General features: G+C 63.9%; 13 protein-coding genes. 5 read left to right on the top strand and 8 right to left on the bottom strand.

Annotated features, from left to right (window positions below):
• Positions 1-123 precede the first annotated feature (123 nt).
• On the bottom strand, positions 124-1,065 hold the full coding sequence (locus AC4FWB_RS11990) for a lysophospholipid acyltransferase family protein (protein ID WP_491026221.1): 942 nt from the start codon (positions 1,063-1,065) through the stop codon (positions 124-126).
• A gap of 192 nt (positions 1,066-1,257) precedes the next feature.
• Complete coding sequence (thrS, locus tag AC4FWB_RS11985) at positions 1,258-3,234, bottom strand: threonine--tRNA ligase (protein ID WP_491026220.1); 1,977 nt, start codon at positions 3,232-3,234, stop codon at positions 1,258-1,260.
• Positions 3,235-3,456: 222 nt separating this feature from the next.
• Between thrS and AC4FWB_RS11980 the strand changes: the two genes are divergently transcribed.
• Positions 3,457-4,302 carry an SAM-dependent methyltransferase gene (locus tag AC4FWB_RS11980; RefSeq protein WP_491026219.1) on the top strand — a complete coding sequence of 282 codons (846 nt, stop codon included), beginning with the start codon at positions 3,457-3,459 and terminating at the stop codon, positions 4,300-4,302.
• A gap of 6 nt (positions 4,303-4,308) precedes the next feature.
• Here the strand turns inward: AC4FWB_RS11980 and blaOXA are convergent, their stop codons facing one another.
• Both blaOXA and yidD read right to left on the bottom strand, forming a co-directional pair.
• The gene (gene blaOXA, locus AC4FWB_RS11975) at positions 4,309-5,118 is read right to left on the bottom strand and encodes a class D beta-lactamase (protein WP_491026218.1); all 810 of its coding nucleotides are present in this window, start codon (positions 5,116-5,118) and stop codon (positions 4,309-4,311) included.
• Positions 5,119-5,259: 141 nt separating this feature from the next.
• A complete protein-coding gene (gene yidD, locus AC4FWB_RS11970) occupies positions 5,260-5,634 on the bottom strand; it encodes a membrane protein insertion efficiency factor YidD (protein ID WP_491026217.1) in 375 nt (124 codons plus the stop codon).
• 328 nt (positions 5,635-5,962) lie between these two features.
• On the opposite strand from yidD, the gene AC4FWB_RS11965 reads away from it, so the two are divergent.
• Positions 5,963-6,868, top strand: a complete 906-nt coding sequence (locus AC4FWB_RS11965) for a LysR substrate-binding domain-containing protein (RefSeq protein WP_491026216.1) — start codon at positions 5,963-5,965, stop codon at positions 6,866-6,868.
• Positions 6,869-6,878: 10 nt separating this feature from the next.
• On the opposite strand, the gene AC4FWB_RS11960 is transcribed toward AC4FWB_RS11965, so the two are convergent.
• Entirely contained in the window at positions 6,879-7,325 is a 447-nt protein-coding gene (locus AC4FWB_RS11960) for an iron-sulfur cluster assembly scaffold protein (protein WP_491026215.1), read from the bottom strand.
• A 236-nt stretch (positions 7,326-7,561) separates the two neighbouring features.
• On the opposite strand from AC4FWB_RS11960, the gene folE reads away from it, so the two are divergent.
• From folE to AC4FWB_RS11945, 3 genes are all read left to right on the top strand, one after another.
• Entirely contained in the window at positions 7,562-8,188 is a 627-nt protein-coding gene (folE, locus tag AC4FWB_RS11955; RefSeq protein ID WP_192243790.1) for a GTP cyclohydrolase I FolE, read from the top strand.
• A 167-nt stretch (positions 8,189-8,355) separates the two neighbouring features.
• Positions 8,356-8,814 carry a phosphoribosyl-AMP cyclohydrolase gene (hisI, locus tag AC4FWB_RS11950; RefSeq protein WP_491026214.1) on the top strand — a complete coding sequence of 153 codons (459 nt, stop codon included), beginning with the start codon at positions 8,356-8,358 and terminating at the stop codon, positions 8,812-8,814.
• Positions 8,815-8,899: 85 nt separating this feature from the next.
• Positions 8,900-9,871, top strand: a complete 972-nt coding sequence (locus AC4FWB_RS11945) for a patatin family protein (protein WP_491026491.1) — start codon at positions 8,900-8,902, stop codon at positions 9,869-9,871.
• 20 nt (positions 9,872-9,891) lie between these two features.
• Here the strand turns inward: AC4FWB_RS11945 and recJ are convergent, their stop codons facing one another.
• The 3 genes from recJ to AC4FWB_RS11930 all read right to left on the bottom strand — a co-directional run bounded on the left by recJ (position 9,892) and on the right by AC4FWB_RS11930 (position 14,373).
• On the bottom strand, positions 9,892-11,676 hold the full coding sequence (gene recJ / locus AC4FWB_RS11940) for a single-stranded-DNA-specific exonuclease RecJ (protein ID WP_491026212.1): 1,785 nt from the start codon (positions 11,674-11,676) through the stop codon (positions 9,892-9,894).
• Between the two features lie 142 nt (positions 11,677-11,818).
• On the bottom strand, positions 11,819-12,802 hold the full coding sequence (glpX, locus tag AC4FWB_RS11935) for a class II fructose-bisphosphatase (RefSeq protein WP_491026211.1): 984 nt from the start codon (positions 12,800-12,802) through the stop codon (positions 11,819-11,821).
• Between the two features lie 257 nt (positions 12,803-13,059).
• The gene (locus AC4FWB_RS11930) at positions 13,060-14,373 is read right to left on the bottom strand and encodes a homoserine dehydrogenase (protein ID WP_491026210.1); all 1,314 of its coding nucleotides are present in this window, start codon (positions 14,371-14,373) and stop codon (positions 13,060-13,062) included.
• Between the last annotated feature and the right edge of the window lie 9 nt (positions 14,374-14,382).

Raw genomic sequence — 14,382 nt, 5'->3', positions numbered from 1 at the left:
CCTTTGATAGCAAATCGTGCAACCTATGACTGTGGCCGTTTGGCTACAGTCGCATGAATATCTGTTAAGTATTCAAGCAATAGCTAAAATATTGACCAGCGAAAGCCAACTAATATCAGCCGGTCAGGCCGCCTTGCGCATCCGCTTTGGCAGAAACGGCACGCGTCCGCGCGGCGCGGCCGGCGATGCCAGGTCGAAAACAGCGCGGTAAAGCCGGTCGAGCAACGCCTTGCGGTCGCGCAGCGGCTCCAGTTCGCTCCACCTCAGAATATCGCCGATGCGCACTTCGATCGCCTTGCCGGACAGGCGCGCGAACTCGCGGATGAGCAGGGAGGTGCGCAGCGTCAACGATGCCTTGCCGACGAACTTCGCCACACGGTTGTCGCGCTCGGCCATGTTCATCGGCCCGCTGACCAGGTGGAACAGGCGGCCGTTCTGGCCGGAGAAATGCATCGGGATGACCGAGGCCCTGGCCTCCTGGATGAGCTTGGCCGGAAACATCTTCCACGGCAGGTCGATCGCCCGGCCAAATCCTTTCGGCGCCGTGGCGACGCCGCCGGCCGGGAAGACCACGATGGTGACGCCTTCCTTCAACAGCCGCACCGCCTCGTGACGCACCGCCATGTTGTTCTTCAGCGCTTCCTTGGTCTCGGAGAAATCGATCGGCAGTGAATAGGCTTCCATCTCCCGGATCCTGAGCAGATCCTTGTGGATCATGACCCGGAACGGCCGGCCGAGCTGCTCGGCCAGCGACAAGACGGCAATGCCGTCGCCGATGCCGAACGGATGGTTGGCGACAATCACCAGCGGCGTGTCCGGTAAATTCACCGGCGGCCAATGGCCCGCGTTGCGCACCTTGACGTCAATCAGCTCCAGCATGCGGCTGAACACGCGCTCCCCGGTCGGCGCCACTTGGCGGCGCCAGAAATCATAGAGCACGGCGAAGCGGTCGCGGCCCGACAGGCCTTCGACGGAATGGATGAACCACCGCGTCAGCGCCGGCTGATGCTGGTTGGCGTAAGAGAGCTCGGGAAACGGCCGTTGCCGCAGTTTCAGCTTGAGCATGGCGGCTCGGTTACAGGGTTGGCGTGACAGGCATGTGAAAATGGCGGTGGACCATGCCACCGCCATTCCAATGCATGTCGCCCAAAAGTGTGCAGCGGTTTTGGGAAAACGACATGCATCAAAACAAAGACCTAAAGCGCGTCGTGCTGAATCCGTTTCAGCGCGGCGCGCTTTAGGAGAGGTTCAGGAAAATCAAGCCGCGGCGCGGCGCTTGCGGTCCGGCGAGACCGCCTCGTCGGTCAGCGATTTCACCGCATCGGCGAGCTTCAGCGACTCCTGATCGCGGGAACCCAGACGGCGGATATTGACCGTCTCCTCTTCCGCCTCACGTTTACCGCAGACGAGGATGACAGGGACCTTGGCCAGTGAATGCTCGCGCACCTTGTAGTTGATCTTCTCGTTGCGCAGGTCGGCTTCGGCCAGCAGGCCCGCCGCTTTCAGCCGATCGACGACCTTCATTGCGTACTCATCTGCATCGGAGGTGATCGTCGCCACCACCACCTGCAGCGGCGCGAACCACAGCGGGAAATGGCCGGAATAGTTCTCCATCAGGATGCCGAGGAAGCGTTCCATCGAGCCGCACACCGCGCGATGCACCATGACCGGCTGCTTCTTCTCCGAATCCGAACCGATATAGAAGGCGCCGAACCGCTCCGGCAGGTTGAAGTCGACCTGCGTGGTGCCGCACTGCCATTCGCGGCCAATGGCGTCCTTCAACACATATTCGAATTTCGGCCCGTAGAAGGCTCCCTCGCCCGGATTGATCGAGGTCTTGATGCGGTTGCCCGAGCGCGTGCGGATCGTCTCCAGCACATTGCTCATGATCGCCTCGGCATGGTCCCAGGCCTCGTCGGTCCCGACGCGCTTGTCCGGCCGCGTCGACAGCTTCACGGCGACCTCGTTGAAGCCGAAATCGGCATAGGTCGACAGGATCAGGTCGTTGATGCGCAGGCATTCCGCGGCCAACTGCTCCTCGGTGCAGAAGATATGCGCGTCATCCTGGGTGAAGCCGCGCACACGCATCAGCCCGTGCAGCGCGCCCGATGGCTCGTAGCGATGCACATTGCCGAACTCAGCAAGTTTCACGGGCAGTTCGCGGTAAGACTTCAACCCATGCTTGAAGATCTGCACATGGCCGGGGCAGTTCATCGGCTTCAGCGCGAAGATGCGGTCGTCGTCGGTATCATCGCCGGCGACCGTCACCTTGAACATCGCGTCGCGGTACCAGCCCCAATGGCCCGACGTCTCCCACAGGCTCTTGTCCAGCACCTGCGGCGCGTTGACTTCCTGATAGCCATGCTCGTCGAGGCGGCGGCGCATATAGTTGACCAGGTTCTGGAACATCTTCCAGCCCTTGGCGTGCCAGAAGACGACGCCCGGCCCTTCTTCCTGGAAATGGAACAGGTCCATCTCCCGGCCGAGCTTGCGGTGGTCGCGCTTCTCGGCTTCCTCCAGCAGCATCTGGTACGCCTCGAGCTGCGCCTGGTCGGCAAAGGCGGTGCCATAGATGCGCGTCAGCATCGGGTTGTTGGAATCGCCGCGCCAGTAGGCGCCCGCCACCTTCATCAGCTTGAAGGCGTTGCCGACCTGACCCGTCGAAGCCATGTGTGGACCGCGGCAGAGGTCGAACCAATCGCCCTGCGCGTAGATCTTGATGTCCTGATCTTCCGGAATGGCGTCGATCAGCTCGACCTTGTAGCGCTCGCCCTTGTCGGCGAAGACCTTCTTCGCCTTCTCGCGCGACCAGACTTCCTTGGTGAACGGCTTGTTGCGGGCGATGATCTCGCGCATCTTCTTTTCGATCGCCGGGAAATCGTCCGGTGTGAACGGCGCGTTGCGCGCAAAGTCGTAATAGAACCCGTTCTCGATCACCGGCCCGATGGTCACCTGCGTTCCCGGCCAAAGCTCCTGCACGGCCTCGGCCAGCACATGCGCCGCGTCATGGCGGATGAGCTCGAGCGCGCGCGGGTCGTCGCGGGTGATGATCTCGACCTTGCCGGATTTGCCGAGCGGATCGGAAAGGTCGCGCACGGTGCCGTCGATCGCATAGGCCACGGCCTTCTTGGCCAGCGACTTCGAGATCGACTCGGCAAGGCCGGCGCCGGTCATCGCCGCGTCGTACTCGCGGACCGAACCGTCGGGAAACGTCAGGGAAACGGAATTCAGCATCAGAGTTCTCCTATCCAGTCCCGCAAACGAGCGCGGGTGGTGAAATGCATGTCGAGCTGAGCATGCAGAGGGTTAACCAGAGGCGCCAATCACACGGGCGATTGCCGGCGGGCGCGGTTTTAGAGGCAGGATGGCGTCAGGTAAAGAGGCCGTCAGGAAATGTCGCCAGCGATGTCGCAGGCTGGTCGCGAAGGCTTGCGAATAATCCAGGGACAGATTTGGATGACCGGAATGGAAGACGCCACACCCAGCCGAACCGCCCTGCGCGTCGCGCGCCTGCGGGCATTGCATCAGTTTTCACCGCAGGCCGCGTTGTTTCGCGATCCATACGCGGCAGCAATTCTGGGTGAGGCCGCGCCCGGCGCGCAGGAGCTCGACCAGGAAGACGAGCATGGCCGCCGCATGCGCCTGTTCGTTGCGGCGCGCGCCCGCCTCGCCGAGGATTGGCTGGCGGCGGCGGTGCGGCGCGGCGTTCGCCAGGTCGTGGTGCTCGGCGCCGGTCTCGACACATTTTCGCTGCGCAATCCGTACCCGGACCTCGCGGTCTTCGAGGTCGACCATCCGGCAACGCAAGCCTGGAAGCGCCGGCTCATCGCCGATGCCGGCCTCTCGGAGCCGCGCGGCGCCACATTTGTGCCGGTCAATTTCGAGCGCCAGCTTCTGTCGGAAGAATTGTCGTCGGCCGGTTTCAAGCCGGCCGAGGCAGGCTTCTTCATGTGGCTCGGCGTCGTGCCTTACCTGACGCGCGAAGCGATCTTCGGCACGCTGTCCTACATTGCCGGCATCCCCGGCTCGGAGGTCGTGTTCGATTACAGTGAGCCGGCCGAGAACCGCGATACGGCCGGACAGGCAGCGCTTGCCTTCTACGCGGCGCGTGTCGCGGCTATCGGCGAACCCTGGATCAGCTTCTTCGTTCCCGGCGAACTGAGAAAGTCCCTCAACGACCTCGGCTTCGACGAGATCGAGGATCTCGAGAGCAGCGCCATCGCCGCCCGTTTTGCCAGAGCCCCTACCCCTAGCCGGAACAATTCCGGCGGGCACATTCTTCGCGCCCGCCGAAGCGTCTGAACCGGATCACTTCACCAGTTGCGGCAGGTCCTTCAGGAACGCCGCCCTTGTCGCGAGGCCCTTCGGCATGTCGCCGCGCTTGGCATCGACAACCAGCCGCGCGAAGACGATACGGCGGCCATCCTTCTCGCCCCAGCCGACGAACCAGCCGAGCGAGCGCTTGTTCTTGTCGAGTGCTGTGCTGCCGGTCTTGCCCTGCACGGTCCAGTCCCCGGCCTCGAAGCTCGGGATGATCGTTTTTGTCATCTCATGCGCCTTGGCCGAAACCGGCATCTTGCCGGCAAGCAGCCGGCGCAGGAACGCCGTCTGCTCGACAGGCGAGATTTCGAGCGAGGAATCCACCCAGGAATTGGTCAGGCCGTCATTCTTGCCAGAGGTCCCTGAGACATCCGCGTTGCCGTAGCCGAACTTCGACACATAGCCGGCGAAGCTTTTCGCGCCGAGCCGGCGCGTGATCTCGCGCGAATACCAGATGATGGAATCGCGTTCCCAGATCGTCGGGTCGACGGTCTTTCGGTCGCGCTTCACCGCGTTGAACTCGGGCTTGTAGTCCCAGCTCGGCGTGTGCTGGTCGCTCAGGATTCCGGCATCGTAGCCGATCAGCGCCAGAGGCACCTTGAAGGTGGACGCCGGGCTGACGCGCTGGTCGCACACACCGTCCTGGTAAAGCGTCGCGCCGCTCGTCGAATCCTGGATCAGCGTGCAGTGGATGTCCTTCAGCGGCGCCGATTGCGCCCGCATCGGCAGGCCGAGCATCAAAGCCAGAAGGAACAAAATAACGGCGATAAAGAAGGGATAGCGGTCCATCTGGCGCATCGAAGCTCACTCCGGAAAGGGATTACGCAGAGCGGCTTAGCGAGGCGTCTTGTCTCGATTTTGTCTCAAATTCGCAGTGTTTGTGCAGGCTGATGTTAACCCTACTGGATCGTAAACACAGCCTTCGAGACGACGATGCGGTCAGCCATCCGCGTCGCCGCGTTTCCTGCCAATCCGCCAGTAGCGCCACGGCATGAACCAGACATAGCGCGAGGCGAGCGTCTCCGGCACGCGGTCGATGCCGTGCGTTCCGAACGGCCCGCAGCGCGAGATCCGGAACAGCGCCATCCAGCCGCCGGCCCACAGGCCGTGGCGGGCAATCGCTTCATGCGCGTATTCGGAGCAGGTCGGCAGGTGCCGGCAATTGTTGCCGACGAAGCCGGAGAGCGTCAGCTGATAGAGACGCACAAGCGACGTGCCAAGCAGACGGCCCGGCGTCTTGCGCCAGGGTCCCGGCCAGTTGCGCCCGCGCTGGATAGGCCGGGCGCTGTGCATATGCCCATGATGGTCAGCCAACCAATCTGCTCCGCAGTGTTTCGCTGCACGATAGATGTGGGCTTCAGGCCCGGAACGCAATGTTCTTTTGCCCTCATGGCCTGGTGCGGCGAGCGGGATGCCGGTCTGTCCGCGGCGCATCGTGAAATGAACAGTCTGGATGGTCATGGCAACAGCGGCTGCGCGGGGCCTCGCCACGCCACTGAAAGGTGGCGATCCGCATGACGTCGTTCAAAATGGCCAGGAACTCGTTCATCGCAGGTCTCCTTCGAGCACCGATTAGACTGCCGCTGGCCTTCGTCCTCAAACGAGTATAATTTCCGCGTCGAATAACTTGAGGTTATACGAAATGAAGCGTGGCCGGCTGCCGCTGACGGCGCTCAGGAGCTTCGAAACCGCCGGCCGGCACTTGAGCTTCAGCCGCGCGGCCGAGGAACTTTATGTCTCGCAAGCGGCGATCAGCCGGCAGATCCGCGAACTCGAAACCTTCCTGCGTCAGCCGCTGTTTCTCCGCCTCCACCGCCGCGTCGAGCTGACGGATGCCGGCCGCCGGCTGCTCGACCAATTGGTGAGAAGCTTCGACGACATCGACCGGGTGCTGTCGGAGTTGGCGACATCGCCGGCGCAGTCGGTGGTGCGCGTCAGCGTCGAACCTTCGCTTGCAGCGGTTTGGCTGGTGCCGCGGCTCAACCGCTTTCGCCAGTTGCGGCCCGATATCGATGTCTCCCTGGACGTCGATCCGAGATTGATCGAGTTCCGCAGCGACCAGCCCGAGCTTGCCTTGCGCTTCAGCCCGCGCGCGAGCTCGTGGCCGCGCAGCGATGCCGAGCGCCTGGCTTCGACGGTCGATTCACCCGTCCTGTCGCCGGCATTGCTGGCGGCCGGCCCTCCCCTGGAGAAGCCGGTCGACCTTCGCCACTACACGCTGCTGCATGAGGAAAACAGACAAAGCTGGGCGCGCTGGTTCGAAGCGGCCGGCGTGGCGGCCGACGCGGTGCCCGCGCGCGGCCCGATGCTCGCCGACGCCTCGCTCTCGAAGCAGGCGGCGCTGCTCGGCCATGGCGTGGCGCTTGGCGATCTCTTGCAGATCGGCGACGAGCTCGCCTCCGGCGCGCTGGTCAAGCCTTTCGACATCGACGTCGCGTCGGGCGCCTACTGGCTGGTGGCGAGAAATTTGCAGGATCTTTCCGAGCCGGCCGCGGCTTTCGCCGACTGGATAAGAGGCGAGTTTGCCGCGACTAGGGGAGCGGTTTAGGCGCTTGTGATCAAGCAGCCTGACCGGCGCGCTTCTTCTCGATCTGGCCGATCGCGTCGACCACCGCGTCGAAGGTCAGCATGGTCGAGGCGTGGCGCGCCTTGTAGTCGCGCACCGGCTCCAAATATCTGAGGTCGGCGAAACGGCCCTCCGGCGGCGCGCCGTTTTCCTTCAGCATCTTCAGCATGGTCTCGCGCACGGCGCGCAACTCGTTAGCGTTCGCGCCGATCACATGCCGGGCCATGATCGAGGAGGAGGCCTGGCCGAGCGCGCAGGCCTTCACGTCATGGGCGAAATCGGTCACCACATCGCCGTCCATTTTCAAGTCGACGGTGACGGTCGAGCCGCACAATTTGGAATGCGCCCGAGCGGTCGCGTCGGGGTGGTCGAGCCGGCCGATCCGCGCGATGTTTCCGGCGAAGCCGAGAATTTTCGCATTGTAGACATCGTCGATCATATTTTTCCAATCCGTCGCCGCCGAGCGAACAGTGTTTGCCGCTGTTGCGTCTTCCTTTCGCTCTGCACGAGCATATATAATGCTGGCAGCCGGGCATCGACAAGGCAACCTCAAGCCATTGTCATTGCTCATCTGTTCACGCCGCTTACGGGCTGGAAACCGGGCGAGTTTCACCCGAAAGGTCGTGGTCCGTTCAACTCGTCCCACCTTTGAGTGGGACTACGGGAGACGCCTTTATGGATGCCGTCATCAAGAAACTCATGCCCCCTTCCTCCTACATGGAGAAGCCGGTCACGGACCGGCCAAGCGAGGCCGAGGTCGAGGCCGCCGTGCGCACGCTTTTGCGCTGGACCGGGGACAACCCGGATCGCGAAGGCCTCGTCGACACACCGAAGCGTGTCACCAAGGCCTTCCGCGAGATGTTCAACGGCTACGACATGTGTCCGGCCGAAGAGCTTGGCCGCACCTTCGAGGAAGTGGCCGGCTATGACGATCTCGTCATCGTCAGGGACATAAAGTTCCACTCCCATTGCGAGCACCACATGGTGCCGATCATCGGCAAGGCACATGTCGGTTACCTGCCGGACGGCAAGGTCGTCGGCCTCTCCAAGATCGCGCGCGTCGTCGACATCTTCGCGCACCGCCTGCAGACGCAGGAAGCGATGACCGCGCAGATCGCCGGCGTCATCCAGGACGTCCTCAACCCGCGCGGCGTCGCCGTGATGATCGAGGCCGAGCACATGTGCATGGCCATGCGCGGCATCCGCAAGCAGGACTCGACCACGCTCACCTCGACGTTCACCGGCGTCTTCAAGGACACACCCGAGGAACAGGTGCGCTTCGTCACTATGGTGCGCAGCTGATCGTCTGCCATCACCTGCTAAAGGCGTAGGCTGAGTCGAAAATGGTGGTTTCCGATATCCGGAGCGGAGCGTATTTATCTACGTGAGCACCGGAGGCGCGGGAACCGCCATTTTTGCAGGCCGGCCTCCGTGAATATCGGCGTCTTTAGATCGAACAAGGACCGGCGATGTCGGCACTACAATTTCCCAAAGCTCCAGCAGACAAGAAGGCGCTGGAGGAAGGCACCGCCCTTTCTCCGCGCTTCGATGCCGCTGGCCTCGTAACCGTCGTCGTCACCGACGCCGGCGACGGCATGCTCTTGATGGTCGCGCATATGAACGCCGAAGCACTGGCGCTGACGCTGGAAACCGGCATCGCGCACTACTGGTCGCGTTCGCGCAATGCGCTGTGGAAGAAGGGCGAGACCTCGGGCAATGTCCAGAGCGTCGTCGAGATGCGCACGGATTGTGACCAGGACGCGATATGGTTGAGCGTCAAAGTATTGGGCCACGACGCAACTTGTCACACCGGGAGACGTTCCTGCTTTTATCGGACGGTGGGGCTCAGCGACGGCAAGGCGACGCTTGTCAACGACGGCAGCAAACCGCTGTTCGATGCGAAAGAGGCGTATCGGAAGCCGGTGTGAACCATTCAATATTCACAAATCACTCATATTCACTATTCTCAAACATCCTTGTGGTAGAAGGGATAAGGGACAAGGGGAGATCATGATGCTCGAATGGGCGTCATTGCGCAGCAGACCTGACGTTCAGGAAGCCAACGGCCCTGCATCGTCCGGCGGCGTGCCCGATCCGAAGTCGGCGAAGAAGGCGGGCATTTCGCTGGCGCTCGGCGGCGGCTGCGCTCGCGGCTGGGCCCATATCGGCGTGCTGCGCGCGCTGGACGAAGCCGGCATCGAAGTGTCGATGATCGCAGGCACCTCGATCGGCGCGCTGGTCGGCGGCTGCTATATTGCAGGCAAGCTGGACGAACTTGAGGAGTTCGCCAGAAGCCTGACCAAGCGGCGCATCTTCGGGCTTCTCGACCTCAATCTGCGCGGCAGCGGCCTGTTCCGCGGCATGAAGCTTGACGCGCGGCTGCGCGAGCGCATGGCCGGCATCCGTTTCGAGGACCTGACGAAGCCGTTTGTCGCCGTCGCTTCGGAGATCCGCACCGGCCACGAAATCTGGCTGTCGAAAGGTTCGCTGATCACCGCCATGCGCGCGTCCTACGCGCTGCCTGGCGTCTTCGAGCCGGTGAACTGCAACGGCCGCGTGCTGGTCGACGGCGCGCTGGTCAATCCGGTGCCGGTCTCGGTCTGCCGCGCCTATGAGCAGCCGCTCGTCGTGGCGGTCAACCTCCACTACGATCTGTTCGGACGCGCCGCGGTGATCAAGCATAGCGCGGGTGAACTCGTCATCGAGAACGACGCGCCGCGTCCCGGCCAGGCCAATCCTCAGTACCAGCCACACCAGACCCGGCTCGGCATCACCGGCGTCATGGTCGAGGCCTTCAACATCATCCAGGACCGGATTTCACGCGCCAGGCTCGCCGGCGATCCGCCTGACATGTCGCTGCAGCCGAAGCTCAGCCACATCGGCCTGACCGAGTTCCACCGCGCCGATGAGGCGATCCGCCTCGGCTATCAGGCGACGATGTCGCAGATCAGCGAATTGACGCGGCTGCAGACGGTGCTCGCCTGAACTGAAGCCCCAGTCGAAGTTCAAGCTATCGCGGCATCCGTGATGCGGAATTGCACCGTACGGTTGCCGTTCCAGTAATTGCCCGACAGCGAACCGGCGACATGCACGGTCTTGCCCCTGTTCTTGAACAGGAACTCGCCGAGCGCGGTATCGACGGCCCGGAACGCTATCGCCTGGAGGTTGCCGCCGCTTTGCGACTGCAGGTCGGCGCGAATGTGGTTGGTGCCGATCGGTCGTGCGTCGGTCAGCCTGTGGCGCGGCAGCACGAACACCGGCGCGATATGTCCCGCGCCGAACGGACCGGCTTTCTCCAGCGCGTCGAGAAGCGAAAGCGTGGCGCCCTCGGCCGCAAGCGCGCCGTCGATCGCCAGGCTTTCTTCGCTCTGCAACCGGAACACGTCCGCCGACGCACGCTCCTCGAAGAAGGCTCGGAGCGCGCCGAGCTTGGCGCGCTCGACGGTGATGCCGGCCGCCATGCCGTGGCCGCCCCCCTTGACGATCAGCCCGGCCTCGGCCGCCTCACGCACCAGCCGGCCGAGATCGAAACCGGAGACCGAGCGCCCCGAGCCGGTGCCGATGCCGTTGGCGTTGAAGGCGATGGCGAAAGCCGGGCGGCGCGCATGCTCCTTGAGCCGCGAGGCCAGCAGCCCGACGATGCCCGGGTGCCAGCTGTTGCTGGCGGTGACGACGATGGCCGGACCGCTGCCGCCGGCAAGCTCGGCATCGGCTTCGGCGCGCGCCTGCGCCAGCATCTCCATTTCCATCTGCTGCCGTTCCTGGTTGAGGCGGTCCAGCGTTTCGGCAATGCTTGCGGCTTCGACCGGATCGTCGGTGGCCAAAAGCCGGCTGCCAAGCGCGGCATCGCCGATGCGCCCGCCGGCATTGATGCGCGGCCCGATCAGATAGGCGAGATGAAAAGTGTTGATCGGCTCGCCGATGCGCGAGACCCGCGCCAGCGCCGCCAGCCCCTCATTCTTCTGCTGGCGCGCCACCTGCAGCCCCTTGACCACGAAAGCGCGGTTCACGCCGGTGAGCGGCACCACGTCGCACACCGTCGCCAGCGCGACGAGGTCGAGCAGCGAGAGCAGATCGACCGGCGCGGCGTTCGGCAACTTCTCGCGCAGCACCTTCGCCGTCTGCACCAGGCAGAGGAAAACCACGCCGGCGGCGCAAAGATACCCCTGCCCCGAAAGATCGTCCTCCCGGTTCGGATTGACCACCGCATCGGCCGCCGGCAGCGCGCCGCCGACCTGGTGATGGTCGAGCACCACGACATCGGCGCCGGCTTGTTTGGCCGCCTCGACCGAAGCCGCGCTGTTGGTGCCGCAGTCGACCGTGACGATAAGCTTCGCGCCGCGCGAGATCAGCTCGCGCATGGCTTCCGGATTGGGGCCGTAGCCTTCGAAGATGCGGTCCGGAATGTAGATTTCGGACGGCACCGAAAAATGCGTGAGAAAGCGCTTCAGCAGCGCCGACGAGGCTGCGCCGTCGACATCGTAATCGCCGAAGATCGCCACTTTTTCGCCGGCCGCGATCGCATCCGCCAGCCGCTCCGCCGCCTTTTCCATATCGGTCAGCGAGGCAGGATTCGGCAAAAGCTCGCGGATGGTCGGATCGAGGAAGCGCTCGGTCTGCTCGACCGTCACGCCGCGCCCGGCGAGCACCCGCGCCACGATGTCCGGCACCCCATGGCCCTGCGCGATGGCTAAAGCGGCCATGTCCTGCCGCTCGGTCAGCCGGTGCTCCCAGGAGACACCGGTCGCCGACTGCCTGACATCGAGGAAGAACCGTCTTTCGCCCGTCATGCGACGCGCCGTCTGCACACCATCCTGTGGCAGATATCAATATGCGACGTACAGAGCAATTCCGGGAAAGCGGGCAATTAAAGGAAACTGTGGACGCTCTTCCGTCCGCAATTGCGTCGAAAGGGTCCACGCAGGCCAAAAATCAAAACTTTTCCAGATCCTGGTGACGCGCCTTGATCTCGCGCACGGTGCGCGAGGACGAGCGCAGCACGATTGTGTGGGTGGTGATGAAGGTGCGGCCGAACTTCACCCCGTCGAGCAGATTGCCGTCGGTGACGCCGGTCGCCGCAAACAGCACGTCGCCGCGCGCCATGTCCTGCGCGCGGTAGACCCGCTTCGGGTCGGAAATGCCCATCTTTTCGGCGCGCGCCACCTTCTCCGGCGTGTCGAGGATCAGCCTGCCCTGCATCTGGCCGCCGGTGCAACGCAGCGCCGCCGCGGCCAGCACGCCCTCCGGCGCACCGCCGGTGCCGAGATAGATGTCGATGCCGGTCTCGTCCGGATCGGTGGTGTGGATGACGCCTGCGACGTCGCCGTCGCCGATCAGCCGGATCGCGGCGCCCGTGGCGCGCACGGCGTCGATCAGCTTGGCGTGGCGTGGCCGGTCGAGGATGCAGGCGGTGACGTCGGACACCGCGACGCCCTTGGCCTTGGCGAGGTTGGCGATGTTTTCGGCCGGCGGCGCGTCGATGTCGATGATGCCCTCGGCGTAGCCTGGACCGATGGCGATCTTGTCCATATAGACGTCGGGCGCGAACAGCAGGCTGCCCTTTTCCGCGATGGCGATGACGGCCAGCGCATTGGGCAGGTTCTTGGCGCAGATCGTGGTGCCTTCGAGCGGATCGAGCGCAATGTCGACGGCCGGGCCTTTGCCGGTGCCGACCTCTTCGCCGATATAGAGCATCGGCGCCTCGTCGCGCTCGCCCTCGCCGATCACCACGGTGCCCTTGATGGCGAGCCGGTTGAGCTCCTGGCGCATGGCATCGACCGCGACCTGGTCGGCGGCCTTCTCGTCACCACGTCCGCGCAGCCTGGCCGCCGCGACCGCGGCCCGCTCGGTGACGCGCACGACTTCCATGGTGAGGATCCGGTCGAGACCGGCGGCGATGTTCTGGGCCATGTTCATAGATAGGCATTCCTCGTTGACTGTTGCTTCGAGCAATTCCGCGCGGAAAACCGCTAAGCGCTTTTCCTGGAATTGCTCCCGCCTCCCGCCAGAGGCGCGCTTCTTCTGGCAAAGCTCCATGACAACGGCAAGACTTGCCCCGGCAATTTTTGAAATGGCAGCAATATCAATCGATTGAAGGCGGAATGTAACCAAGCATGTCTCCCGAAAGTGGGAACCGGTTTCGGGCCGAAGACATGCGTCAAGTCAAATCAGAGTTATTCCGCCCGCTCGATGCGGATCACCTGCGGCTTGTCGGTCAGATGGCCGTCCTTGGTGACGCCTTCGACCGCCTTGCGCACCGCGGCTTCCGTCGTCTCGTGGGTGACGAGGATGACCGTCTTCTGCGCCTCGGTTTCCGGCCCGGCTGCCTGCTGCACGATCGATTCCAGCGAAATGTCGTTGTCGGCCATGCGCTTGGCGATCGCGGCGAAGACACCGATGCGGTCATGCACGGTGAGCCGGATGAAATAGCCCCCGGCGTGGCTGCGCATCTGCGCCTTCCTGTAGGGCTTCAATTCCTTCGCCGGCCAGCCGAAGACAGGCCCGTGCTGGAAGCCCGGCCGGCTCTTGGCGATGTCGGCTATGTCGCCGACCACCGCCGAAGCGGTGGCGTTGCCGCCGGCGCCGGGACCAGAGAGCAAAAGCTCGCCAAGGATGTCGGTCTCGATCGCCACGGCATTGGTGACGCCGTGCACCTGCGCGATGACCGAGGCCGTCGGCACCATGGTCGGGTGCACGCGCTGTTCGATGCCGCTGTCGGTGCGCTGGGCGACGCCGAGCAGCTTGATGCGGTAGCCGAGCTCGGCCGCCGCGCGGATGTCGGCCTGGGTGATGTTGGAGATGCCTTCCATATAGATGTCGTTGGCGGCGATCTTGGTGCCGAAGGCAAGGCTGGTCAGGATCGACAGCTTGTGCGCGGTGTCGTGGCCCTCGATGTCGAAGGTCGGGTCGGCCTCGGCGTAGCCCAGCCGCTGCGCGTCCTTCAGGCAGGCGTCGAAAGAGATGCCTTCGGCCTCCATGCGGGTCAGGATGTAGTTGCAGGTGCCGTTGAGGATGCCGAAGACGCGGGTGACCTGGTTGCCGGCCATCGCCTCGCGCATCGTCTTGATGACCGGGATGCCGCCGGCCACCGCCGCCTCGTAGTTGAGCAGCACGCCCTTCTTCTCGGCGATCTCGGCGAGTTGCACGCCATGCTTGGCCAAGAGCGCCTTGTTGGCGGTCACGACATGGCGCCCGGCCTCGAGCGCCGCCTTCACCGAGGCTCGCGCGGGTCCCTCGTCGCCGCCGATGAGCTCAACGAAGACATCGATATCGGCGTATTCGGCCAGCTTGACGGCATCGTCGAACCACCTGGCGGTGCTGAGATCGATGCCGCGGTCGCGCTTCGGGTCACGCGCCGAAACGGCGGTGACGACGATGTCGCGACCGCACTGGCGGGTGAGTTCGGCGGCCTTCTCGTTGAGCACGCGCGCCACCGAGGCGCCCACCGTGCCAAGGCCGGCAATTCCAACACGCAACGCTTCAGCCATGTCCGGCGA

It is taken from the genome of Mesorhizobium sp. LEGMi-168a, assembly GCF_058312955.1.
This window is presented reverse-complemented; position numbering and strand designations above follow the sequence as displayed.